Genomic DNA, 24,031 nt, shown 5'->3' on the forward strand with positions numbered 1-24,031 from the left:
GATAATCAGTTAGTAAAAACAATTAACTAGTAAAAAAAGAAAGCGGCAATGTATGCATTATCTTCAAGTTATTGCTTCGCTAACGGCAATCGACACGCCCCTGCACCTTGGGTTGTGACGGTAACGACTGCCCCTGTTAAAGAAAACAGCTGTTGCAATTGCGTTTGAGCATTCTTTAGCGCCATATCCATCACATCACCGCGACAGGCACGCTCCAATACTTCTTTTTTAGCCATGCTTTGCGCTTGTGCTAAAATTTTCGGATCCACCTGCATCAAGCCAAAAGCACCGGTTTGCCAATCATAAATTTCGATATCATCCAGATAAACCGAGAATATCTCTGAAGGTGGCAGGGTAATATTAATTTTTGGCAAGATTGAAATAGGGTCGTTGCCCTCTGCGCTATTTGACTTGTTACTATCTGTTTTATTATCGTCCGCATTCAGTTGCGCAGGTTGTACCACTTGTACCATCTCAGGCGTTAGCGCGCTCAAGTCAATCCCAGCCTCTACGCGACCCCGCGCAATGAACAGACCTTTTTGCTCATCTTGCCACAACTTCATCCAGCTCCCCTGCTTTTGACTGGTAATTACCGTATCAACACTAAAGGCAATCGTCTGCAAGCGGTTCAGCTGCTGTATCTGCGTCACTACACCCTCACGGGTAATGGTTTCAACCGGCTCTTCTACCGTCCGGTTTTGAATGCTATAAAGTGAATAGGCTAATGCAGAAAAACTGAGTAATAATAATATCCACGTGGACATCGCGACAGGTTGCTTCGGTTTAGGCTGCTTGTTAAGTACATCATTAGAGGTACGGTTATCCGGAGTTTTCATTACACTACCTTAAATTTATCATTATTTTTTATAAATAGGCTATCGCTGGTCTCTACCATAGAAATGCTATTTGCTAGCAGCATCTTCAAGTCATGGCGACTTATTTTCTACATAATTTCTTATTTATGTATTTATGATACACGCCTAAATCACCTATAACACTTTGCTCTAAAAATCATTCAATAACCAGATAATGAGCATCCTATTTCCCTCACTATCTTTACGTTTCTAACCGGTTAAAGCCCAAAAAGTAAAAAGTCATTGCGTCTTAGCTGAAGTTTACCTAACATAGTCAGATTGTATCGATAAAATATCGATATAAATTTACTATTAGGGTCACAAACCGTGAAGTTGATGAGGTTTTCATACTGCCCTCACGGTTTATCCGGTTATTGTTGCAGCTATAGACGGTAACTATCAAGGTGAGCGTGCAGCGGTCATCAGACCCTTTGACAAACGCTTCCCCTTCTACTGTTTATTTTTTATTTTATCAAAGATAAGGTCATGCTTTATTTATGAAAGCCAGTCAATTTTTGTTTGCCACGCTAAAAGAAACCCCAAGTGATGCCGATATTGCCTCAAGTCAATTGATGGTGCGTGCCGGTCTTATTCGTAAAATCGCTTCTGGATTATATATCTGGTTACCTTTAGGGCTGCGCGTGTTGCAAAAAGTCGAACGTATCGTTCGCGAAGAGATGCAAAATGTCGGCGCACAAGAAGTGCTTATGCCGATGACTCAGCCTGCTGAGCTTTGGCAAAAGACAGGGCGCTTTGATGACTATGGCCCTGAGCTATTGCGCTTTAAAGACCGTCATGACCGCGACTTTGTGCTAGGGCCGACGCATGAAGAAGTCATTACTAATCTTGCTCAAGGTGAATTGCGCAGTTATAAGCAGTTACCAATTACCTTCTTTCAAATTCAAAACAAGTTCCGTGATGAGATACGTCCGCGTTTTGGGGTGATGCGTGCGCGTGAATTTACCATGAAAGATGCCTATTCTTTTCATGTTGATCAAGTGTCATTAGCGAAAACGTATGATGAAATGTATGATGCTTATACACGTATTTTTACCCGTTTGGGTTTAGATTTCCGTGCGGTACAAGCAGATACCGGTTCAATTGGTGGCTTTGCCTCGCATGAGTTTCATGTATTAGCAGATAGCGGCGAAGATGATATTGCCTTCTCAGATTCGTCCGATTATGCAGCGAACGTCGAACTTGCAGAATCTATTAGCACTGCTGAACGTCAACCACCAACCATGCCGCGCGAAGATGTCGTCACTCTTGATATGCCGACGTGTGAAGCGGTAGCCGAACATCTAGATGTCCCGCTTGCCACGACTGTCAAAACCTTGATTGTGCATGGTCATACGGTTGAGGGTGACGCGCAACTTATCGCCTTAGTTATCAGAGGCGACCATACTTTAAACGCTATCAAAGCTGAGAAGATAGAAGAAGCTGATGTGCCTTTAACTATGGCAAGCGAAGAAGCGTTAAAAGCAGCAGGCTTACTTAAAGGTTATATCGGCGTTGAGCTTGATATGCCCGTTTTTGTTGATCGCGACGCCGCAGCATTGTCTGACTTTGTATCTGGTGCTAATGAAGTCAATAAGCATACAACCGGTATGAACTGGGACCGTGATGCCCGTATCACCCGCATTGTTGATATTCGCAACGTGAATGAGGGCGATCCGTCTCCTGATGGTAAAGGCTCGCTACAAATAAAACGCGGTATCGAAGTCGGTCATATCTTCCAGCTAGGGGATAAATACTCACAAGCGATGAACTGTAGCGTATCCGGTGAAAATGGCAAACCTGTTACTCTAATGATGGGCTGTTACGGTATCGGTGTGAGCCGTATCATTGCGGCCGCCATTGAGCAAAATAACGATGAAAATGGCATCATGTGGCCATCAACGCCAGACGTTGCTGATTCGCTTGCCCCATTCGAAGTCGCTATCGTACCGATGAAATCTAAAGAAGACATCGTTATGCAAACCGCGACTGCGCTTTATGATGAGCTAAAAGCAAAAGGCGTTAACGTCTTACTCGATGACCGTAATGAGCGTCCGGGTGTGAAGTTTGCAGATTTAGAACTGATTGGTATTCCACACCGTATCGTCGTCTCTGACCGCAATTTAGCAGAAGATAAGTACGAATACGTCAATCGCCGCGATAGTGAAAAACAACTACTCAGCCGTGAAGAAGTGCTGGCAAAAATAAACGCTAAATAGTTTATTGATACCCTTTTAACTAATGAAAAAGCGCTTGTCTAATTTAATTAGACAGGCGCTTTTTTTATACTTATAAATTTGTTAAAAAACCTTTATCTTACTTTATATCTTTCAGCAAGCGACTTACTGCGTTTCTGGCTTTCATTAGCAGTGCAAACGTCAGCACCAACCATCTGATAAACCATCATATTATTCATTAAACCTTCTTGTTTGAATTCACATTCTTTATTGCGCTTCTTTAACCATGCTGCTTGTTCTTTGTCTAACTGTGATTTTTGGCTAGATGATAAAGTGTGATAGGCGCTCATATATATTTTATTGAGTCGTTTTTTCTCGACTTTAACCGCATTTTCCCCACAATCGATAGCTTCACCAAGTGAAAGATCACAATTATAATCATTCTCTACAAATGCCGCTTGTGCGCTAGAAATAGAAAATAATGCGGCACTGAACAGCGTTAAAAAACCAGTGGCTAACTTCATACATACCCTAAATTCAGCAAATTAATGTTTACTCAGTATAGGACGCAACCACTATTCATGAAAGCGTTAATCGCTATTTATTATTTACTGGCGAATCAAGCGACTTGGCTGAGGAAGTAATGATAATTCACTAACACGGCAAGGATTGATATCGATACCACCGCGACGCGTATACCATGCTCGTACCATCAATGAACTCGGCTGATAATACTGGCTCAAGTCAGCAAAAATCTGCTCAACGCATTGCTCATGAAAGCCATTATGCTGACGAAAGCTTAGAATATAACGCAGCATATTGGCCTGATTAATCATTTGCGTGGTAGTAATGGTCACTGCCAAAGTACCCCAATCAGGCTGATTAGTCACCGGACAATTACTGCGCAGCAGATTAGAATAAAAAGTGAATGACTGATCTTCATTTTTTGTTATGCCAGCGTGACCACTGTCATTAATACCAAGCAGCGACGCATCAGGATGCACCGTTAACGCCACTTTATCCGTACTATCCGCTAAGGCGTTATCAATGCAAACGCCATCAGGTTGAGTAATTAGCAACCCTGAGTCATTGTCATTTAATTCAAACAACTCAACTTGTACATCCGCTTGCACACATTTGGATAAGTCTTTCGCAATCAGCGTTTCCACTTCTTGCCAGCTATTGAATTCAGTAAAATTAATACTGTTTAAATACAACTTTAATGACTTGGACTCAACAATAAAAGGTGAGCTTGCCGGAATACTAAAACGTGCCATCGCGACTTGCGAGATACCTTGCGGATTCAACCATGACATCTCAAAGGAATGCCACCAGTCCACACCAACGTTGAGCTTATCGTCTTGCCAGTTAATCGCATCACGCCCGACACTACGCGCGATAGGGTATAACATTTCTGGGTTATATTGGGTTGGATAAGTGGTGGTTTGCTCGCCTAAAATGCCGTGAATACTCATTTATCTTCCTTATTATCTTTATTTTTATAATTATCTTTACTTCTATAACGGTCATTATTTTTAATAAAATAACTATAAGCGAATACGTGAGCCATTGCTTAATAGTCGATAGGAAATAATATAAAACACCACACAAAAAATAAAAATGGCGCCCATCGAATACCAAACATTGACATCAGAATGACCAAGGATACCGTAGCGGAACGAGTTCACCATATACACGATAGGATTTAGCAGAGAGATATTGTGCCAAAATGGTGACAAGTTTTCCATCGAATAAAACACCCCACCAAGAAAAGTTAGCGGCGTCAGTACAAAGCTTGGAATAATAGAGATGTCATCGAATGAGCGCGCGTATACGGCATTAATAAAGCCGCCTAATGAAAATAAAATAGACGTGCCAAGTACGGTAAATATCGTCACAAATAAATGCTCAATACCTAGTTTAGTAAAGAATAGCGCAACGATAGAGACAATAACCGCAATAATTAAGCCGCGAAAAATACCGCCACTGATATAACCCATTAATATCGCGTGCTTGGAGACGGGAGACACCAACAGCTCCTCGATGCTCGCGGTAAACTTGGCACTAAAAAAGCTTGAGACCACGTTAGAATAACTATTGGTAATCACCGCCATCATAATGAGGCCGGGAACAATAAACTGCATATACGGTACACCGCCCATCTCACCAACCCGACCCCCTATCATCTTACCAAAGATGACAAAGTATAAGGCCATGGTAATAACAGGTGGCAACAAAGTCTGCGGCCAGATACGAAGGATTCGACGAATCTCTTTCAATAGAATCGTGCGAAACGCAATCCACTTTTTACTCCAAGACATTGTCTCATTAGGATCTATGACTATTTGCTGTTTCATAATCCTGCCTCCTTCATACTGTCTTCACTCTGAATGTTCTTTTCTACTAGCCGCATAAATAGCTCCTCTAGTCGGTTGGACTTATTACGCATACTAGCCACCTCGATATTAAGTGCGGTAAGCTGCTCAAAAACACAGTTGAGGGTCTCGCCTTCTGTTAACGTCACCTCAACCGTCAGCTCATCCGGCTGAACAATCTCAGTCACTTTATCAATATGTAAAGGCTGGGTGAGCGGCTTCGTCAAATCTAGAACAAAGGTCTCAACAGACAATTGCGCAAGCAAATCTTTCATTTCAGTATTAATACGAATCTCGCCATGATCTAAAATTGCAATGCGTTTACACAGCTGCTCAGCCTCTTCTAGATAATGAGTAGTGAGAATAATCGTGGTATTTTCTTCAATATTGATTTGCTGCATAAACTCCCACATCGACCGGCGCAGCTCAATATCGACCCCTGCCGTTGGCTCATCGAGGATTAACAATTTAGGTTTATGAATCAATGCCCGCGCAATCATCAAACGTCGCTTCATACCACCTGATAACTCCCGTGACATGCTATTGCGTTTGTCCCATAGTCCTAACGCTTTAAGTAAACGTTCAGCACGCGGTTTTGACTCTTTAGCAGAAATACCAAAATAGCCTGCTTGCGTAATCAAAATGTCTTGCACTTTCTCAAACTGGTTAAAATTAAATTCCTGTGGGACTACGCCAAGGTACTGCTTAGCAACCGAAGGATTTGCTAACAAGTCAGCACCAAAAATATGTACGCTGCCATTGGTAGGCTTAAATAAGGAACTAATAATGCCAATCATCGTCGACTTGCCGGCACCATTCGGCCCAAGAAGCGCAAAAAACCCCCCTTGCGGTACGGTTAAGCTGACATCTTTTAGCGCCGAAAACCCATTGGCATAAGTTTTGGATAAATTCTGAATTAAAAGCGCGGGTACCTCAGACATGACAACCTCTGTATTTTTTCATAAAATAACGTATAAAATAGATAATGTAGTGCTCTAATGTGAGGCTAATGGTGACGAATTTCAACGGTAGCGCTGCATTAGCAGTAGATAAAATCGTCTGCCACAAAAAAGCGCCTATCTCAGTATACGAAATAGGCGCTTCTTAAGTTCAATAAGCAAACTTAGTCTAGCTGGCTTCACTAACCATATAGTCTACGGCGTTTTGTACTTCTTCATCAACAATATCAGCGCCACCTTTAGCCGGCATAGCATTAAAGCCATTAATAGCATGGGTATATAAAGTGCCTTTACCCTTACCAATACGAGGACCCCAAGCGCCAGCATCACCTAAAATTGGTGCACCGAGCAGCCCTGCTGCATGACACGTATGACAAACAGCGTTATAGACTGCGCCACCATCACGAGGACCATCGCCAGCTGACGGGCCAGACGAGCGTGCTGTCACATCGCAAATCTCACCTTCTTCAAAGCACACGCGGCCTACAGGCTGGATACGTGCAATCAGATTAGGATATAAAGCGATTAGCTTTTGCACTTGCGGGGTATCTTCAGGAATAGGCTCTTCAGCAGCAGCTGCTACAACTGGTGCAGCATCTTCAGCTGGAGCGGCCTCTGTTGTATCGGCGGCGGCCTGAGTCTCGTCACCTAGCATTTCAGGCGCTTCTGCTACAGCGTCCTTACCCTCTGCAACCTCAGAGATGGTTACAGGAGTATCTGCGATATCTTCAGCTTGGCTCACCGCGATACTAGCGATTCCTAGAATGGCAGCTGCCGATAACATCACTACTTTTCTCATTCGTCACGTTCTCTTATTACGTATACAAGGGGCTAGCTTGACTTGAAAGGTCTATTCATCTTCTTATGACAATGTTGTCATCAATAGCAAATAGGAGTCAGGTTAGCGGACACACTTGTAATCGGTGATTATCAAAGGTCATTTCCCCTGACATTATAAGGGAAAAGACGGTCGAATTGCCATGCTTGTTTGACGACTATCTTGTTTTTTATTAAAAAACCTCAATTGCCTGCTTCGTGCATTGGCTTTTAGGCTTTTATTTGTTAGACTAGGCGGTCTTAATTTCCCAGCAAATACTTAAAATAGAGTACGGTTAATCGTCAACATTTTAAGTCATCGCATTACGCGCTCGTAGCTCAGTTGGATAGAGTATCGGTCTCCGAAGCCGAGGGTCGTGGGTTCGATTCCCGCCGAGCGCACCAATCATTGTATTTCGCCATTTCCTCGCACTACCTCATACTGCTAGAACCCTTTAATACCATCATTCTACGTATTTACCTATCACTTACTATTACCTAGTAGCACCATCACAATCTTGTTAAATTTATTGTACATATACAACATTCTTAATAGTCAGCTTTTAAAGCCTGAGGTTAACTGAACGGCAACGCTTATAGCAAAAATGAGCTTACCTCTGTTTTAGCTAAATATTTATAAAGTGTCGCTAACTTCTGGCCAGTAGTGACTGTCAGGTAGTGTTCTTGCACCAAATAAGGCTTGACCAATACGGACGATAGTTGCCCCCTCTTCAATAGCAATCTCAAAGTCACCAGACATCCCCATAGACAATTCATCCATACACATATGAGCCGGTAGATTTTCTTTTAATCCATCTCTTAACTGTCGCAGTAAAATAAAACACTCTCTTACCTTTTCGGTGTTATTTGACAGCAATGCTAGCGTCATGAGCCCTTTAACTTGCAATCTATCAAAGCTCTTAATCTGCTCGATAAATTGTGCAACCTCTGTGGGATGCAGACCGTATTTACTATCCTCATTCGACGTATTCACTTGAATTAACACAGTCATGCTTCGATTTTCAATCTCCAACCTTTCCTGTAGCTTTTCAGCGACTTTTAAGCTACCTAGCGCCTGAAACTCAGTTGCAAACCGAGCGATATATTTGACTTTGTTGGTTTGCAGATGACCAATAACTGACCACTCAATAGGCAGATCAACCATTGAGTCAGATTTCTCAAGCGCTTCTTGTACTTTATTTTCACCAAAATAATTGAAACCAAGCTCAAAAGCCATTCGCATCACTTGTTCATCAACGGTCTTCGTCACTGGCAATAGACGAACGGAATCGACATTTCTATTCGCACGTTGGCACGCCAGCTGAATTCTCTGTTCTATATCTGCAAAGTTGGCAGATAACTCTTTAATGGTTTCAGCTTTGTGATATAAGGGTTTAGGAATCATTATAACTTACTCCATTATTAGCTAACAAAGGTAGCAGATCTATAATAAGTTCAATAGAGTATGACTACCTAATATTAATTAATGTACGACACTCTATTATTTTGGTATAAAACTAGGCTCATTAGAAAGATCAACATTTTCAAATCTTTTTATGCCCTTATTTTTCTTATTGTTCCATACGACGGCTAACCCTAAATAAGTCATGAGCACGGATAATATAGGGCTTAAAAAACTCATAAAGGCATACGGCGCAAACTCAAAGCCGCTAATACCCAGTGTTGCGACTACAAATGCGCCAAATGTAGTCCATGGCATGACTGGTGCCATCATCAATCCACCTTCACTCACAATACGCGCCAGCATCGCTCGACTTAGCCCAACCTTATCAAACTGCTCTTTAAACAGCTCACCATTTAAAATAAAGGACATATACGCCTCACCGAACGCAGCCGTTGAAGTCATTGAGGACATCATAGTAAGTACGGTCAGTGAACCCACCGTTTTGGCTCTACCCACAAGCCCAGCAACCAACACCTCCATATAGCCCACTTTACTTAAAATGCCTCCCAGTGACAGCGCCATAAATGCCACAGAAAATGTCCACATCATACTTTGAATGCCGCCACGATTTAATATGGGATCCACATAAGCCGAACCGGTAGAGATTTCAAACCCTGAATTTAAAAACTCTAACGCGTCAGGCACACTGGCACCTTGGAATACAACCGCGACCACCAAACCACTCATTACCGCTATAGTCATGGACGGTAGAGAGGGAAACTTAATCACATTTAAGGTCAAAAGGATGGCAATCGGCAGCATAACGATGGGGTTCAAATTGAAATTGTCTGCTAACACACTCCGCGTTTCATTAATGATACTCAGATTCGCGTCATCTGACCCATACTGAAAACCTAAATATATGAATAACGCTAAAGTAATAAAAAAAGCAGGCGCTATCGTTTGCAGCATAGCTTTGAGCGTTTCATACAGATCAGCACCTGCTGACATAGAAGTCAGATTTGGCGTATCAGAAACAGGAGACATTTTATCTCCGGTGATTGCCCCAGATATAATCATACCCGCCGTTATAGGTAGCGGAATACCCAAACCCTGACCGATACCTATCAGGGCAATACCTACCGTGCCTACTGTCCCCCACGATGTCCCCGTACACAGCGCTGTTATCGTACACAATATAAACCCCGCTGGCAGAAAAACAGTGGGTGAGATAAACCCCAAGCCATAATAAATAATAGCCGGAACGGTCCCCGCTGCCATCCATGCCGCAATGATGGCGCCGATAGCAATAAAAAACCATAAGCCGAAAGTTGATTCTCCAATGCTCTTTTGAATCAACACCATTAAATCATTAAATCTATAGCCCAAGGTTCTTGAGATTAAGGTGACAAAGACCATACCGAGCAGTAAACCTACTTGTATTGATACGGTTTTAAAGATCATGATACATAGAACTAGACTGAAAATGACTGATAATAACGCCAGCGCTGCCAACTTAAAAGATGGCTTTTTAAATTCCTGAGTTTTCCCATAGCCTTTCATTTGCAATTGCTCTTTGTTTTAGTTATATACAAATTATGAATTTATCATATTTTAGCCACACTGAAGAAACCGCAGAGAAAAACTCGGTCACTTAAGCACTCTAAAATAAGTTTAACGTGACTAACAAAGCGGTAACTACATTCAACCATCAATCAAACTTAAAATTATCTATGTTTTATTGTGACAACTGATCCTATGGATGATTATGAGGATTGTATGTTATACAGTAATTAGATACGTTATATTTTGAATTTAAATATAGGGAGTGGCTATGATTACGCCTGTTTTAGCGTGGCAACTAACTGAGCGCGACTGGGTGCACGATGATAATTAATGACCGGAATATCTCCTAAACGGCGCTGACCGACGGCTATTTTTTTATCAACCGTTATTATGGCAACTTTTTTTCCTTGCTTACTAATCAATAAATGCTTACTTTTATTCGCCACTTGGTACTCAGGAAAGTATTTCTTGAGAAGTGCAGCTGTTTTTTGCAAGGCATCACTAGGGAACAATTTTGCCCATAACGATGTTATATTTTTGGCGGCAGGTTCTTTGGATGTTGTCTGCTTAGACATCGACTTCTTAGAAAGTGATGGCTTATTTACTGATAGCTTAGTGAAGGACTTATCAACAGCAAAGCCTTGATTGGCACTATCGTCTTTACCACCGCGCGCCTTTGCTAATAACCATAGCGCAACCACCACCGCTATCAATATGACAAGCCACCAAATTCCGTCTATCATAAAGGTATATATCCATTATCAATAAGGGTTAGGCCATGTTAGCAGAATTAACACCAGAATTAATCGTTCATGTGCAGCGCGCTGCGACATTATTGCAAGCAGCACAACGAATTTGTATTTTGACGGGCGCTGGAGTATCAGCAGAAAGTGGCATTCCTACTTTTCGTGATAAGCAAACTGGCTTGTGGGAGCAGTTCCGAGCTGAAGATTTGGCCAGCCCTGACGCTTTTGAGCGGGACCCAAAGCTAGTATGGTCATGGTATCAATGGCGGCGTAAGCTGGTACACGACAAAGCGCCAAATCCTGCCCATCATGCACTGGCTCAATGGCAAGAAAGTGCTGAGACCTCTAAATCACACCTGACTAAGAAGCAACAACTGACTTTAATCACCCAAAACGTTGATGATTTACATGAGCAAGCGGGTAGCACTGTTATCCATTTACACGGTCATTTGTGGCGCAACCGTTGTAATCAGTGTAATGCGTCTTATCATTACAAATCAGTTGATCAGAAATCTACACTCTTAAATAATAGCAAAGAAAACAATAGCAAAGACGTCATTAATTTTGATGATGAGTTAATAACTTGCCAGCATTGTGGGGGTTATATTCGCCCAGATATTATTTGGTTTGGCGAATCGCTACCAGTTGATGCTTGGCAAACCGCAGAGCAAGCGGCGGCTAATTGCGAGGTATTCATCAGTATTGGTACGTCAAGTTTGGTTTATCCCGCTGCAGGATTAGCACAATTGGCAAAGCAAAATGGCGCAACTATTATTGAGATAAACCCCAACCCTACGCCTAATACTATCGTCGATATTACATTGGCTGCAAAGGCTGGAGTGGTGATGCCACTATTATTAGACCAGATTTTATAAAAAAATCTTGCTACTTCAGGAAAATCACGGTGTCCGACAACTCATTACCAGAAGGATTGTTTTCAAGATGATAGTACTGGCGTAGCAGCTGTCCTAGCTCATCTAGCAAGTCAGTCAAACTGTCTTCGGTCTTTTGATTGGCTATTCCGGAGACTGCCTTATCACACATCGCCCGCCATACGGTTGGGCTGACGTGAGTACTGATACCTCGATCCGCCACAATATCCAAGCTTTTCTCACAGACATTGAGATAGACTAAAATGCCTGTATTTTCTTCAGTATCCCACACCCGATATTCACTAAATAACTCAACGGCGCGTGCGCGTGAGTCAAGATGGTAAGCCGATTGAATAGGCAGATGGTTCTCTATCACCAAAAACACTTCACCGCGATGTCGGCGCTCAGCTTCAGTCACCTTTGCCGTTAATCGCGCTTTCAGCTCTAATGTCAGCCATTTTCGATGTAGCATGGGAACAAACAAGACTTGACGCCACCAACGGGCAAAACTAGCCTGTGACGAGTTGTTTTGTGCCATATATATTACTTCCTCAAATACGCTATAGCCACAGGTTAGCTTGTAAGCGTTAAGTTATTGCTACCATTGCTTTTATATACAAGGGTTATAGATGCTTAATGTAATAAAAGTTCAGTCTAGTAGGTGGTTATGCATGACAAGATTACTCATGATAAATAATCTACCACGAACCACCCGCACCGCCGCCGCCGAAACCACCACCGCCACCACCGAAGCCGCCGCCACCAAACCCACCACCGCCAAAACCGCCGCCGCCGCCACTACCACCGCCAAAGCCTGGTAGGAAAACCATGCCACCGCCGCGTCCGCCACGACCACCGCCGCCGCCCCCACTTCCGCGAGAAATAAGGAACAACCATAAGAATATGGCCATAATAACGGTCATAAAGAAGCCACCACCCAAAGCCAATGAGCCTGCGAAAAATCCGCCTGCGGTCAAAATAGAGCCAAATACGCGCCCAAATATACTGGTGATAAAGCTGCCGAATATCATTGCCATAATAAAGAGGAATATCGGTGAGGGAACGTCATCTGAGCCTTGTTGAGCATTACGTTCAGCGGCTTGCTGATCTGCTCGTGCCAATACTTCAGGATCCGCCTTAAGGCGCGCCTCAAGACTACTGACACCTGCAAACAAACCAGCGGCATAGTCATTTTGTTTAAAATTTGGAGTAATATCTTCACGGATAATACGATTAAGGGCTGAATCTGGCATGACGCCTTCTAGCCCATAACCGCTTAATATATAAATATTGCGATCATTCACTGCCAATAAAATCAGCAGGCCATCATCCGTGTCTTTACTACCCAGCTGCCACTTATCTGCCACTTGTAGCGCATAATCAAAGATAGGCACGCCGTTGGTCGTGGGTACAATAACTACTGCAGCTTGCGCCAAACCTTGACGATAGATACTGTGTAGCTGCTCAGTTAAACGTAGTTTTTGCTGCGGGTTTAAAAGATTAGCTTGATCAACAACCGGTGAATTCAGAATGAGTTTATCAGCATCAACAGCAGCGGCACTTGATTTTACAGGTGGCAAATTGTTAGCAGTTTTGGTTTGTGCGCCAGTTCTGTTCGCGCTATCAGTCGCCGCATTTTGGTTCAAAGCATCGTTGCCAAGCACTGCCTCATTAATCGCCTCATTACCCAGCACGGCATCGTTAATAGCTTCGTTAGCCTCACCTGCCTTAGCAAGGGCAACTAAGTCATCAACACTACGGTTTTGGCCATTAAGCGTACGATCAGCAGCCGTGCCGTCAGAAGAAGCAACAGCAACGTCATCTGGCGCGGCATAGAGCACGGTAGCACTTGTGGCGCTGAGCGTAAAAAGTAAGGCTGATATGATTGCTTTTGAATTATTCATCTGATTGTTACCACCTCAAGTGCCATCCATGCTGGTATGCAAAAATACTTTCTTAAAACATCTTTTTTATAAAACCTTCTTTATAGAAAGATACTTTCGTACCTTTCTATATATAATCACTAACCGTTACTGAGCCGTTGCAGGTTTATCATCACCAAAGTCAACAGTGGGCGCAGTAGAAATCTCTTTTTCATTTGCCACGCTAAAGTTGGGCTTGGCTTGTAGGCCGAATACTTTCGCCGTGATATTGGTTGGGAACTGGCGCACTGTCGTATTATAGCCTTGTACTTCTTGGATATAACGATTACGGGCGACGGTAATGCGGTTTTCTGTCCCTTCTAATTGTGCTTGTAAGTCTTGGAATAAAGCGTCAGATTTTAGCTCAGGATAACGCTCAGAGACCGCCATCAACCGTGATAATGCACCGCCCATTTGTGCCTGTGCTTCTGCATAACGCTCCATCGCTTGTGGGTCATTCAGCACTTCTGGTGTGATGTTAATGCTCCCCGCACGTGAACGCGCTGCAGCAACTTCAGTAAAGACCTCTTTTTCTTGGTTAGCATATTGTTGGACAACTTTCACTAAGTTTGGCACTAGATCTGATCGGCGTTGGTATTGGTTGACGACCTCTGACCATGAAGCGGTTACTTGCTCGTCTTGCGACTGAAGGTTGTTATAACCGCAGCCTGTTAAGCTAAGCGTTGAGGTAGCTAATACCGCTGATAGTAACATGGGTTTTACGATAGAGTGACGCGTCATGTTGGTGTCTCCTAATAATAAATGGGATAGATATAGGTAGTATAAATATATGCTGCTAATAATGGCGCTATCGCCACGCTTTTACAATTGACCGTTACCAAAACACAACCGCAAAGCCTGCCTCTACGACAGTTGCTGACTACTGAACGTATTAGCGGCTCAATTTCTTACTCTTTTGCAGCATGCTTGATAAAATTTACTGAACTGATTTATAGCTACTTGTTTAATAGGTACTTGCTTATTTATAGGCAATTTCTTATGACTACTTATTTACAGATACTCGAAGGGCGTAACTCACCTATTACACTATATTAGTTGGCTCTTTAATTATATCTCAGCTTTTCGTAAAAATGAAACGCTGAGCAATTTAAGAAACTCCTAGTAATTAGCGTAAAACTATGGCAAATTGCAGTTACGTAACCGTATGATTTGCACACATTCATTAGCAATTTTTTATTTATAAATGCTAAACGCTTGTATTTAAAAGATAATTTAATGTTAATTTGTTATCAAATAGAAACAATTAATACATTTTTTTGTAATTTAGTAAACATTTAGTTATATAACTATAATTATTTTGTTATGCAAATATAAGTTTTATCCGTTAGGCTATTTATTTCACGCCGCCTGCATGACATGCATCACACTGCAGCAACCAATAAGGCAAAAGGAATTGCAACCGCATAGAACCTCTTATAAACACTGACCGCATTGTGAAAGTGTTAATAACACGTTAAGCGGATAGATACAGACAACTACAATCCATACTCAGTGGCCAATTTAGTGCTTATGGACATTAACCTATTACAGTTAATAGCCAACTATTAGCCTTTAATATCACCACTTAGAGAACGTTTAAGGAATATACATATGGAAGGTTTAGTCAATTTAGTAAATGGAATTATTTGGAGCCCAGCGTTAATTTATTTATGCTTGGGTGCTGGTCTGTTTTATTCCATTATGACGCGCTTCGTGCAAGTACGTCTATTTGGTGAGATGATAAAACTACTATTCACTGGTAAGTCCAGTGCCGATGGTATTTCGTCATTTCAGGCACTTGCCGTCTCACTTGCTGGTCGTGTGGGTATGGGTAACATCGCAGGGGTAGCAGCAGCTATCGGTTTCGGTGGCCCAGGTGCAGTATTTTGGATGTGGGCTGTAGCCTTCTTAGGGGCATCTACCGCCTATGTTGAAGCGACACTCGCACAGATTTATAAAGAAAGAGACGTTATTACTGGTGAATATCGCGGTGGTCCTGCTTATTATTTCGAGCGGGCACTCGGTCAGAAATGGTATGGGATACTCTTTGCAGTCGCCTCTATCTTGGCCTGTGGTATGTTCTTACCTGGTGTACAGGCGAACGGGGTTATCAGTGCCTTCGCACAGGTCATGGGTGAGGGTACCGCAATGAATGTCATGGGCTTAGAAGTCGGCTCTATGCGTTTAGTGGCCCTAGGTATCATTCTAGTGGTCTTAGGTATCATTATCTTTGGTGGTATTAAGCGTATTGCAACATTTACCGAATACGCGGTACCGTTTATGGCATTAGGCTATATTGCTCTGGCCTTGATTATCATGGTCACTAACTATCAGATGATTCCTGATGTATTCGGCGCAATCGTTGGAGATGCATTCACAGCTCAAGCAGGTTTTGGTGCTGCGATTGGTTGGGGTGTAAAACGTGGTATTTACTCTAACGAAGCGGGGCAAGGTACCGGTCCTCACGCTGCTGCAGCAGCTGAAGTTGAGCATCCATCACAGCAAGGTCTAGTACAAGCGTTCTCAGTGTATGTTGATACGCTACTAGTCTGTTCTGCTACCGCATTTATGATTATCACGATGGGCACTTATAACATTCAAGGGACGCTACCTGACGGTCAGTTCATCGTACAAAACGTAGCTGCTACTACCGAAATCAACTCTCCTGCCTTTACGCAAATGGCGATGGAATCAGTATATGGTAATTTTGGTAATGTCTTTATTGCAGTGGCCGTATTCTTCTTTGCATTTACTACAATATTAGCTTATTACTATATCGCTGAAGTAAACATCGCTTACCTAACCCGCTTTATCAGTCGCAAGGCCAATAAAATTGGGCTATTTTTAGTTAAAATCTTAATAATGGTAATGGTTGCCTATGGTGGCCTTAATTCAGCAGGCTATATCTGGGATATCGGTGATATCGGTGTTGGTCTTATGGCTTGGCTTAATATTGTTGGTATCTTGGTCATCTTCTTTGTTGCTCGTCCAACGCTCACAATGCTCAAGGACTATGAAGCTCAGCGTAAAGCTGGTGTAAAGCGCTATACTTTTGATCCAGCAAAATTCGGTATCAAAAATGCACCGTATTGGGAAGAGCGTCATCTCAGAGAGCAAGCAGCACTTAAGCAAGAATCACTTAATAAAGAGTCACTTCATAAAGACCCTAGACTCTAGGTTTTGATGTGAGTATGTTCAATAAATATTAAGTTAAATTAAGAAAGCCCGTGGCAACTGCCACGGGCTTTTTTATGTATTGCTCTCTATATCTATATAAACATCTAAATCTTTATTGATAAACAATTTGCACTCATTAAAAAGCCCAGCACTAGTGACTGAGCTTTTTAGTATGGTTAAATGTTAGTAAAGTAAGCTTACTCTTTTGGTAATAATACAGCATCAATAACATGGACAACGCCATTAGTCGCCATCATATCTGTTCCAGTAATATTAGCCGTGTTACCGCTAGCGTCAGTGATAACATTAGCATCACTGATAGAGATGGTTTGACCGTTTACAGTTTTAACGTCAGTACCATAAGGAATATCGGCAGCTTTTACAACCATAGGAACCACATGATACGGAAGAACAGTTTTTAGCAAATCTGTATTAGCTAATAGCTCTTCTTTAGTAACATTTAGCTTGGTAAGTACGGCAGCAAAGGCATCGTCAGTCGGTGCAAATACAGTATATTCGCCAGCTTCCATCATCATCGTATCTAGACCAGCCGCTTTTAATGCAGCCGTTAAGATGGTTAGGTTTTCGTTGCCAGCAGCCATTTCACCGATAGATTGCGTAGCAACTGCTTCACCCATAGGATCAACTTCAGGCATAGGCTGAGCTTCTTCTTCAGGCGTAACTACGGTCACATCATCGCCCTCTACGATAGTGACATTATCAGGATCTGCTGGGGTATCTGTAGCAGCAGTGTCGTTGTTGCTACAGGCAGCTAGTGAGAAGGCGGCCATAGCGACAGTTAATGGTAATAAAGTCTTTTTTAACATAGGTATACCCTTGTAGATATCAAAAAATGAAGTTTGAGTGACTTGTTTACTTATCAGATAACAACTTTAACTGACTGTTGTACAGATTTAGAAATAAGTAGGGATGACGGCTAGTAATAACAACCTACTAATGATTCGTAGTTAACAACCGTTGTTTTATTGGCGAACATTTTTAATAAGCTATAAATTAGTAATGCCAATAGAGGTATAGTAGCCAATATTGGCACTCTGTGAATCAACATATTGTAAACATTCGTTATATTCAGAGATATGAACTTATATTATTTAGGTAATAGGACTCTATCAATCACATGTACCACACCATTTGTGGCAGCAAGATCCGTTTTTAATAAAGTAATGGTACGCCCATTTTCATCCATAAGCTTACCTTGTGTGGTAATCATCAACGTATCGTTGCTCAGCATCGTGACGTTACCAGGCTTGACATCTTTAGCATAAATTGGCATTGCACCATTGATAACATGGTAGCTTAGAATTTTAGTTAATAACTGTTTATTAGCAAATAGCTGCGCTTTGCTCATACCCGTCTCGTTCAAAACCTGCATAAAAGCATCATTGGTTGGAGCAAAGATAGTATAGTTGGCATTAGGGTCAGATAACGCTCCTGCTAAGCCTGCTGCTTGTACAGCTTCAACTAGTAGTGAGAACTCAGGGCTGCTCTGCGCCACTTGTACGACGTTCATTTTTGCCATAGCTGGGTTAGTCATAGGTACTTTTACAGTCGTATTTTTTTGTGGCATCATGTTATTACAGGCGCTCAGTCCTGCTACTGAGATGGCAAGTGCTCCGATAGTCGCAAGTTTGGTAAGTTTCATAGTGCTATCCTTAATAATGAAGTAATTCCAGAGTGTTGTCTTACATGCTTACTAATTTACAAGTTAATGTCGCTTATCCTAAAGGTAGCCTATCACCAGAGCACTTAATAAGCAGTACTTTAATAACTATTTCTAACAAACAAATGTTACTAAATATTTATTAGAAAACCTTATAAAAGCACAAACCTTATGAATATAAATTAACATATAAGCAGACAATAGCAATTCGGTATTACGCTACTTTTTGTGCTGCTCGTGTAATTTCTGCCCATTTTCTAAACAGATAGATGGAATTTGATTGTGATATTGGTAGCTCTTTTTAGTTATTGATGCAAATATCAATGGTTAGCTGCTTGCAAACTTTAATTTAGTACTTCCATATTTTAAAAAATGGACTCATTACGAGTTTTAATGATTGATATATTGCCCGCAACGCCTAATCACATGGGCACGAATACGACTATTTTCGTGCTAAAATGCTAACAATTTGCACCTTTTTCTTATAACCTTATTTTATAAAATTGACTATATAAGCAGCCTTCCTATGACCTTGACCACCTCGTCTCATACTGTTACTACAGACACTATCAATCCAAACGCCAATCCTAATAATTTTATCTTAACGCCACCTGAAGTCTTCCCGTATAAAGAACAGCAGCTAACGGCACGTGCGCGTATTACTGAGCAGATGGCGAAGCGAATTTTGATGTTAGATGGGGCGATGGGTACCCATATTCAAAACTATAAGCTAGAGGAAGCGGACTATCGTGGTGAGCGCTTTGCTGATATTAAGCAGGATGTGCGCGGCAATAATGATTTATTAGTATTATCGCAACCACATATGATTAAAGAGATTCATTTGGCGCATTTGGAGGCGGGTGCAGATATCATCGAGACCAATACCTTTAATGGTACGCGGCTGTCGATGGCTGACTACGATATGCAATATCTAGTGCCAGAGCTTAACAAAACGGCTGCTAAGATAGCTCGCGAGGCGGCAGACGAATTTACCGCTAAAACGCCTGATAAGCCGCGCTTTGTTGCTGGCGTTATTGGACCAACCTCACGCACCTGTTCGCTATCACCTGATGTTAACGACCCTGCCTTTCGTAATATTACCTTTGATGAGCTGGTGCTTAATTACCGTGAATCGACGCTAGCGCTGATAGAAGCAGGTATTGATATTATCTTGATTGAGACTATCTTTGATACCTTGAATGCTAAAGCCGCCATCTTTGCGGTGACGGGCGTCTTTATAGACATCGGCTTTGAGCTACCGATTATGATTTCGGGTACGATTACCGATGCTTCGGGTCGTACATTATCAGGACAAACCGCAGAAGCGTTTTATAACTCAGTTCGTCATGCCAAGCCTCTGTCGGTTGGCTTTAACTGTGCGCTTGGTGCTGACGCCCTTAGACCGCATATTCAAACGCTATCTAATATCGCTAATATGTATGTATCAGCGCATCCGAACGCTGGCTTGCCTAACGAGTTTGGTGAATATGACGAAACTGCAGAAGAAACTACTGCGCTACTAGAAGGCTTCGCCAAAGCCGGTATCTTAAATATCGTTGGTGGTTGCTGTGGTACTACCCCTGAGCATATTCGCCAAATCGCTACTATGGTGGCAAACTATCCACCGCGTGTGATACCTGAGATTCCACCTGCCTGCCGTCTATCTGGACTTGAGCCCTTTAACATTACTCGTGAGAGTCTATTCGTTAACGTTGGTGAACGTACTAACGTGACGGGTTCTAAAAAGTTCTTACGGTTAATCAAAACTGAAGCTTATACCGAAGCACTTGATGTGGCTCGTGACCAAGTTGAAGGTGGCGCACAAGTTGTCGATATTAATATGGATGAGGGCATGCTCGACTCCAAGCAAGCGATGATTCACTTCGTGAATTTGGTCTCAGGCGAACCTGATATCAGCCGTGTCCCCTTGATGCTTGACTCCTCTAAATGGGACATCATAGAAGAAGGCTTGAAGCGTACCCAAGGCAAATGTATCGTGAACTCTATCTCCTTAAAAGAAGGGCACGATGAGTTCGTTGAGCGTGCCAAGTTATGTATGCGCTACGGTGCTGCTGTTATCGTGATGGCCTTTGATGAAGATGGGCAGGCCGACACCTTTGAGCGTAAAACCCAAATCTCTAAGCGCAGCTATGATGTCTTGGTCAATGAAGTCGGCTTCCCATCGGAAGACATTATCTTTGATCCTAACGTTTTTGCGGTCGCCACTGGTATCACTGAGCATAATAACTATGGCGCGGACTTTATTAATGCGACCAAGTGGATTACTGACAACCTTCCTAATGCGATGGTATCAGGGGGTATCTCTAACGTCTCGTTCAGCTTCCGTGGTAACCCTATCCGCGAAGCGATTAACTCAGTATTCCTCTATCACACCATACAAAACGGCTTGACAATGGGTATCGTCAACCCTGCGATGCTTGAGCTATATGATGATATTCCCAAAGAAGCTCGCGATGCCATCGAAGACGTAATGCTTAATCGAAATCAAGGCGAGACAGGACAAGATGCCACCGAAAGGCTAATGACGGCTGCCGAAAATTACCTCTCAGGGGGTAAGAAAAAAGACAGTACTGTCGATTTGACATGGCGTGAAGGCACCGTTGAAGAACGTATTGCCCATGCACTAGTTAAAGGTATCACCACCTTTATTGATGCTGATACCAAAGAAGCGTGGGAGAAATACCCCAAACCACTAGAGGTCATCGAAGGTCCACTAATGGACGGCATGAATATAGTCGGTGATTTATTTGGTGCCGGTAAAATGTTCTTACCACAAGTGGTCAAATCCGCACGAGTTATGAAGCAGTCGGTTGCTTGGCTGAACCCGTACATTGAAGCAGAAAAAGTCGAAGGTGAAACCAAAGGTAAAATCCTCATGGCGACGGTCAAAGGCGACGTCCATGATATCGGTAAAAACATCGTCGGTGTGGTACTTGGCTGTAACGGTTATGACATCGTCGATATGGGCGTGATGGTGCCGTGTGAAAAAATCCTTGATACGGCCCTTGCTGAAAAGGTCGATATCATCGGATTGTCTGGATTAATTACACCAAGCCTTGATGAAATGGTTTATGTCGCCAAACAAATGCAAGAGCGCGGCATAACCTTACCACTAATGATTGGTGGTGCGACGACTTCTAAAGCGCATACTGCGGTCAAAGTCGAACCACAATATCAAAACAATGGCGTCATCTATGTGGCGGATGCCTCGCGCGCAGTTGGCGTAGTGACTAAGCTGTTATCAAAAGAAAATCGTCAAGGCTTAATAGATGAAACCCGTGCTGACTATATTGCAGTAAGGGAGCGTCTTGCCAAACGCCAACCCAAAGCTGCTAAGTTATCTTATGCCGAATCAATCGACATCGGTTTTCAGCACGATTGGGACAACTATGTGCCCCCTACTCCTAATGAATTAGGCCAAGTCATATTTGATGATTATCCGATAGATACATTAATTCCTTTTATTGACTGGACACCGTTCTTTATCTCTTGGGGACTGGCGGGTAAATACCCTAGAATATTACAAGATGAGGTGGTCGGTGAAGCGGCTCGTGACTTATTTCAAAATGCTGAAGACATGCTTAGAAAGTTGATTGATGAAAAATTAATCGTGGCTAAAGGTGTGTTTAAAATCGCCCCTGCAAAACGTACCGGCGCGGATACCGTCACTGTTTATGATAACGACCCACAACAGGGCGGTACACCAGCTTATAAGTTCGAGCATTTGCGTCAACAAAGCGATAAGGCCAGCGGCAAGCCCAACTATAGCTTAGCGGACTTTATCTCACCATCGACTGAACATACTGATTATCTTGGCGGCTTTACCGTCTCGATAGCAGGTACGGAAGCCATCGCCGAACAGTATAAAACCAACGGTGATGACTATAACGCCATTATGGTACAAGCTTTGTCTGACCGCTTGGCTGAAGCCTTTGCTGAGCATTTACATAAGCGTATCCGTACTGAATATTGGGGTTACCTAACTGAGGAAGGCTTGAGTAATGAAGAGCTGATCAAAGAAAAATATGTCGGTATCCGCCCTGCTCCTGGTTACCCTGCCTGTCCTGAGCATACCGAAAAAGGTAAACTGTTTGACTGGCTCGGTACAGTTGACGCGATTGGTACGACCTTGACGGAAAGCTATGCGATGTGGCCTGCCTCGTCAGTTAGCGGCTTTTATTACTCGCATCCTGAGAGTGTTTACTTTAACGTCGGTAAAGTCAGTATGGAGCAGGTAGAGAGTTATGCTGAACGTAAAGGTTGGGATATGAAAACGGCTGAGAAGTGGTTGAATCCTAATATGTAGAGATAAAACTCGATTAATTCGTAGATAGTTTAGAAATATCTTATGGCGTACTCACTTAATTGAGTACGCCATTTTTTATAAAGCAATGACTTACCGTATTTAAGCAAACTTATCGCTACCTTGATAGAAAAATACTTTTATCATTTTCTAACGGTATACGTGATAAATTATCATCTATTTTATTATGTTGAGAAAGGTTATGAATCAAATTGCAGCACTTTCAAATTGGATTGGCAAAACCTTTGCGATTTGGGCATTACTCAGTGCCGTATTAGGGTTTCTCTTTCCTGATTTTTTTGCCTCGTTAGCTTTTCTTATCGTACCGATACTCGGCATTATCATGTTTGGTATGGGCATGACCCTTAAGACGTCAGATTTTTTAGAGATTATCAAGCGACCCAAACCTGTAATTATAGGTTTGCTAGCACAGTTCACCCTAATGCCATTGATAGCCTACTTATTAACGCAAGTCTTTAGCCTTGATCCGTTAATAGCTGTAGGGGTGATTCTGGTTGGTTGCTGCCCTGGCGGTACTTCTAGTAATGTCATTACCTTTTTAGCCAAAGGCGATATCGCTTTGAGTGTGGCTATTACCTCCATATCTACCTTGCTTGCACCGTTTTTGACCCCTATTCTATTAGAGATTTTTGCGGGTCAACTGATTGATATTGATCTGCTCAGTATGATGATTACGATTACTAAGATAGTAATCTTGCCTATTTTATTAGGTATTATCGTGCATAAATTTCTTGGCAATAAAATTGAAGCGGCTATCACTGTACTGCCCATGATTTCAGTATTGGGTATCTCAATTATTATAGCTGCCGTAGTCGCTGTATCTAAGGCAACTATCTTAGATAGTGGCGCTATCGTCTTTGTGGTCGTAGCTTTACACAATCTGCTCGGTTATAGCTTAGGGTATTTAATCGCTCGCTTCTTAGGTTTCACTGAAGCGCAAAGACGCGCCATCATGATCGAAGTAGGTATGCAAAACTCTGGCCTTGGCGCTGCGCTTGCTGCCACTTACTTCAATCCTGTCACCGCGCTGCCAAGTGCGATATTTAGTGTGTGGCATAACTTTAGTGGCGCTCTAGTGGCTAATATTTTTGCTAAAAGAGATGGTTTGTAGGGTTGTTAATTAAAAAAGCATAGAACAA

General features: G+C 42.5%; 19 protein-coding genes and 1 tRNA gene. 6 read left to right on the forward strand and 14 right to left on the reverse strand.

The genetic code is table 11. The features are described 5' to 3' along the window. Positions 1-68 precede the first annotated feature (68 nt). Complete coding sequence (locus tag ES754_RS06385) at positions 69-836, reverse strand: DUF4230 domain-containing protein (protein ID WP_147223066.1); 768 nt, start codon at positions 834-836, stop codon at positions 69-71. 515 nt (positions 837-1,351) lie between these two features. On the opposite strand from ES754_RS06385, the gene ES754_RS06390 reads away from it, so the two are divergent. After that, positions 1,352-3,070 (forward strand): proline--tRNA ligase, encoded by a 1,719-nt coding sequence (locus ES754_RS06390; protein ID WP_147223068.1) that lies wholly within the window; start codon positions 1,352-1,354, stop codon positions 3,068-3,070. Between the two features lie 92 nt (positions 3,071-3,162). Here ES754_RS06390 and ES754_RS06395 read toward each other — a convergent pair whose 3' ends face one another. From ES754_RS06395 to ES754_RS06415, 5 genes are all read right to left on the reverse strand, one after another. Continuing rightward, complete coding sequence (locus tag ES754_RS06395; RefSeq protein WP_147223070.1) at positions 3,163-3,552, reverse strand: lysozyme inhibitor LprI family protein; 390 nt, start codon at positions 3,550-3,552, stop codon at positions 3,163-3,165. A gap of 84 nt (positions 3,553-3,636) precedes the next feature. Further along, positions 3,637-4,503 carry an NADPH-dependent 7-cyano-7-deazaguanine reductase QueF gene (gene queF, locus ES754_RS06400; RefSeq protein WP_147223072.1) on the reverse strand — a complete coding sequence of 289 codons (867 nt, stop codon included), beginning with the start codon at positions 4,501-4,503 and terminating at the stop codon, positions 3,637-3,639. 72 nt (positions 4,504-4,575) lie between these two features. After that, complete coding sequence (locus tag ES754_RS06405; protein ID WP_147223361.1) at positions 4,576-5,349, reverse strand: ABC transporter permease; 774 nt, start codon at positions 5,347-5,349, stop codon at positions 4,576-4,578. 32 nt (positions 5,350-5,381) lie between these two features. Further along, the gene (locus ES754_RS06410; protein ID WP_147223074.1) at positions 5,382-6,344 is read right to left on the reverse strand and encodes an ABC transporter ATP-binding protein; all 963 of its coding nucleotides are present in this window, start codon (positions 6,342-6,344) and stop codon (positions 5,382-5,384) included. Between the two features lie 187 nt (positions 6,345-6,531). Next, positions 6,532-7,161: a c-type cytochrome gene (locus tag ES754_RS06415; RefSeq protein WP_147223076.1), complete on the reverse strand. Its 630-nt coding sequence runs from the start codon at positions 7,159-7,161 to the stop codon at positions 6,532-6,534. Positions 7,162-7,506: 345 nt separating this feature from the next. Here ES754_RS06415 and ES754_RS06420 point away from each other — a divergent pair. Beyond that, positions 7,507-7,583: transfer RNA gene (locus tag ES754_RS06420), tRNA-Arg, on the forward strand. A gap of 229 nt (positions 7,584-7,812) precedes the next feature. Here ES754_RS06420 and ES754_RS06425 read toward each other — a convergent pair. The 3 genes from ES754_RS06425 to ES754_RS12115 form a co-directional block, all read right to left on the reverse strand. Then, complete coding sequence (locus ES754_RS06425) at positions 7,813-8,583, reverse strand: YggS family pyridoxal phosphate-dependent enzyme (RefSeq protein ID WP_147223078.1); 771 nt, start codon at positions 8,581-8,583, stop codon at positions 7,813-7,815. 96 nt (positions 8,584-8,679) lie between these two features. Next, positions 8,680-10,146, reverse strand: coding sequence for a Na+/H+ antiporter NhaC (nhaC, locus tag ES754_RS06430; RefSeq protein ID WP_147223080.1), 1,467 nt, complete (start codon positions 10,144-10,146; stop codon positions 8,680-8,682). A 275-nt stretch (positions 10,147-10,421) separates the two neighbouring features. Then, on the reverse strand, positions 10,422-10,892 hold the full coding sequence (locus tag ES754_RS12115) for a hypothetical protein (RefSeq protein WP_201538815.1): 471 nt from the start codon (positions 10,890-10,892) through the stop codon (positions 10,422-10,424). Between the two features lie 35 nt (positions 10,893-10,927). On the opposite strand from ES754_RS12115, the gene ES754_RS06440 reads away from it, so the two are divergent. After that, on the forward strand, positions 10,928-11,770 hold the full coding sequence (locus ES754_RS06440; protein WP_147223082.1) for an SIR2 family NAD-dependent protein deacylase: 843 nt from the start codon (positions 10,928-10,930) through the stop codon (positions 11,768-11,770). 10 nt (positions 11,771-11,780) lie between these two features. Here the strand turns inward: ES754_RS06440 and ES754_RS06445 are convergent, their stop codons facing one another. From ES754_RS06445 to ES754_RS06455, 3 genes are all read right to left on the reverse strand, one after another. After that, on the reverse strand, positions 11,781-12,305 hold the full coding sequence (locus tag ES754_RS06445) for a TPM domain-containing protein (protein ID WP_147223083.1): 525 nt from the start codon (positions 12,303-12,305) through the stop codon (positions 11,781-11,783). Between the two features lie 160 nt (positions 12,306-12,465). Then, positions 12,466-13,671, reverse strand: a complete 1,206-nt coding sequence (locus ES754_RS06450) for a TPM domain-containing protein (protein WP_147223084.1) — start codon at positions 13,669-13,671, stop codon at positions 12,466-12,468. 126 nt (positions 13,672-13,797) lie between these two features. Continuing rightward, on the reverse strand, positions 13,798-14,430 hold the full coding sequence (locus ES754_RS06455) for a LemA family protein (RefSeq protein WP_147223085.1): 633 nt from the start codon (positions 14,428-14,430) through the stop codon (positions 13,798-13,800). A gap of 870 nt (positions 14,431-15,300) precedes the next feature. Between ES754_RS06455 and ES754_RS06460 the strand changes: the two genes are divergently transcribed. Then, positions 15,301-16,866 carry an alanine/glycine:cation symporter family protein gene (locus tag ES754_RS06460; RefSeq protein ID WP_147223086.1) on the forward strand — a complete coding sequence of 522 codons (1,566 nt, stop codon included), beginning with the start codon at positions 15,301-15,303 and terminating at the stop codon, positions 16,864-16,866. 197 nt (positions 16,867-17,063) lie between these two features. Here the strand turns inward: ES754_RS06460 and ES754_RS06465 are convergent, their stop codons facing one another. Both ES754_RS06465 and ES754_RS06470 read right to left on the reverse strand, forming a co-directional pair. Then, entirely contained in the window at positions 17,064-17,693 is a 630-nt protein-coding gene (locus ES754_RS06465; RefSeq protein ID WP_147223087.1) for a fasciclin domain-containing protein, read from the reverse strand. A 281-nt stretch (positions 17,694-17,974) separates the two neighbouring features. Continuing rightward, positions 17,975-18,529 (reverse strand): fasciclin domain-containing protein, encoded by a 555-nt coding sequence (locus ES754_RS06470; RefSeq protein ID WP_147223088.1) that lies wholly within the window; start codon positions 18,527-18,529, stop codon positions 17,975-17,977. Between the two features lie 544 nt (positions 18,530-19,073). Here ES754_RS06470 and metH point away from each other — a divergent pair. After that, on the forward strand, positions 19,074-22,874 hold the full coding sequence (metH, locus tag ES754_RS06475; protein ID WP_147223090.1) for a methionine synthase: 3,801 nt from the start codon (positions 19,074-19,076) through the stop codon (positions 22,872-22,874). Between the two features lie 199 nt (positions 22,875-23,073). Further along, positions 23,074-24,003, forward strand: coding sequence for a bile acid:sodium symporter family protein (locus ES754_RS06480; RefSeq protein ID WP_147223091.1), 930 nt, complete (start codon positions 23,074-23,076; stop codon positions 24,001-24,003). Positions 24,004-24,031: the final 28 nt, after the last annotated feature.

The organism is Psychrobacter frigidicola, from assembly GCF_007997305.1.
GTDB classification, from domain to species: domain Bacteria; phylum Pseudomonadota; class Gammaproteobacteria; order Pseudomonadales; family Moraxellaceae; genus Psychrobacter; species Psychrobacter frigidicola.

Coding starts and splice junctions, on each gene's coding strand:
- ES754_RS06470 (WP_147223088.1), bottom strand. CDS start 18,529: ATGAAACTTACCAAACTTGCGACTATCGGAGCACTTGCCATCTCAGTA.
- ES754_RS06415 (WP_147223076.1), bottom strand. CDS start 7,161: ATGAGAAAAGTAGTGATGTTATCGGCAGCTGCCATTCTAGGAATCGCT.
- ES754_RS06455 (WP_147223085.1), bottom strand. CDS start 14,430: ATGACGCGTCACTCTATCGTAAAACCCATGTTACTATCAGCGGTATTA.
- ES754_RS06410 (WP_147223074.1), bottom strand. CDS start 6,344: ATGTCTGAGGTACCCGCGCTTTTAATTCAGAATTTATCCAAAACTTAT.
- ES754_RS06460 (WP_147223086.1), top strand. CDS start 15,301: ATGGAAGGTTTAGTCAATTTAGTAAATGGAATTATTTGGAGCCCAGCG.
- ES754_RS12115 (WP_201538815.1), bottom strand. CDS start 10,892: ATGATAGACGGAATTTGGTGGCTTGTCATATTGATAGCGGTGGTGGTT.
- ES754_RS06445 (WP_147223083.1), bottom strand. CDS start 12,305: ATGGCACAAAACAACTCGTCACAGGCTAGTTTTGCCCGTTGGTGGCGT.
- ES754_RS06480 (WP_147223091.1), top strand. CDS start 23,074: ATGAATCAAATTGCAGCACTTTCAAATTGGATTGGCAAAACCTTTGCG.
- ES754_RS06440 (WP_147223082.1), top strand. CDS start 10,928: ATGTTAGCAGAATTAACACCAGAATTAATCGTTCATGTGCAGCGCGCT.
- ES754_RS06465 (WP_147223087.1), bottom strand. CDS start 17,693: ATGTTAAAAAAGACTTTATTACCATTAACTGTCGCTATGGCCGCCTTC.
- ES754_RS06425 (WP_147223078.1), bottom strand. CDS start 8,583: ATGATTCCTAAACCCTTATATCACAAAGCTGAAACCATTAAAGAGTTA.
- ES754_RS06450 (WP_147223084.1), bottom strand. CDS start 13,671: ATGAATAATTCAAAAGCAATCATATCAGCCTTACTTTTTACGCTCAGC.
- metH (WP_147223090.1), top strand. CDS start 19,074: ATGACCTTGACCACCTCGTCTCATACTGTTACTACAGACACTATCAAT.
- ES754_RS06390 (WP_147223068.1), top strand. CDS start 1,352: ATGAAAGCCAGTCAATTTTTGTTTGCCACGCTAAAAGAAACCCCAAGT.
- ES754_RS06395 (WP_147223070.1), bottom strand. CDS start 3,552: ATGAAGTTAGCCACTGGTTTTTTAACGCTGTTCAGTGCCGCATTATTT.
- nhaC (WP_147223080.1), bottom strand. CDS start 10,146: ATGAAAGGCTATGGGAAAACTCAGGAATTTAAAAAGCCATCTTTTAAG.
- ES754_RS06385 (WP_147223066.1), bottom strand. CDS start 836: ATGAAAACTCCGGATAACCGTACCTCTAATGATGTACTTAACAAGCAG.
- ES754_RS06405 (WP_147223361.1), bottom strand. CDS start 5,349: ATGTCTTGGAGTAAAAAGTGGATTGCGTTTCGCACGATTCTATTGAAA.
- queF (WP_147223072.1), bottom strand. CDS start 4,503: ATGAGTATTCACGGCATTTTAGGCGAGCAAACCACCACTTATCCAACC.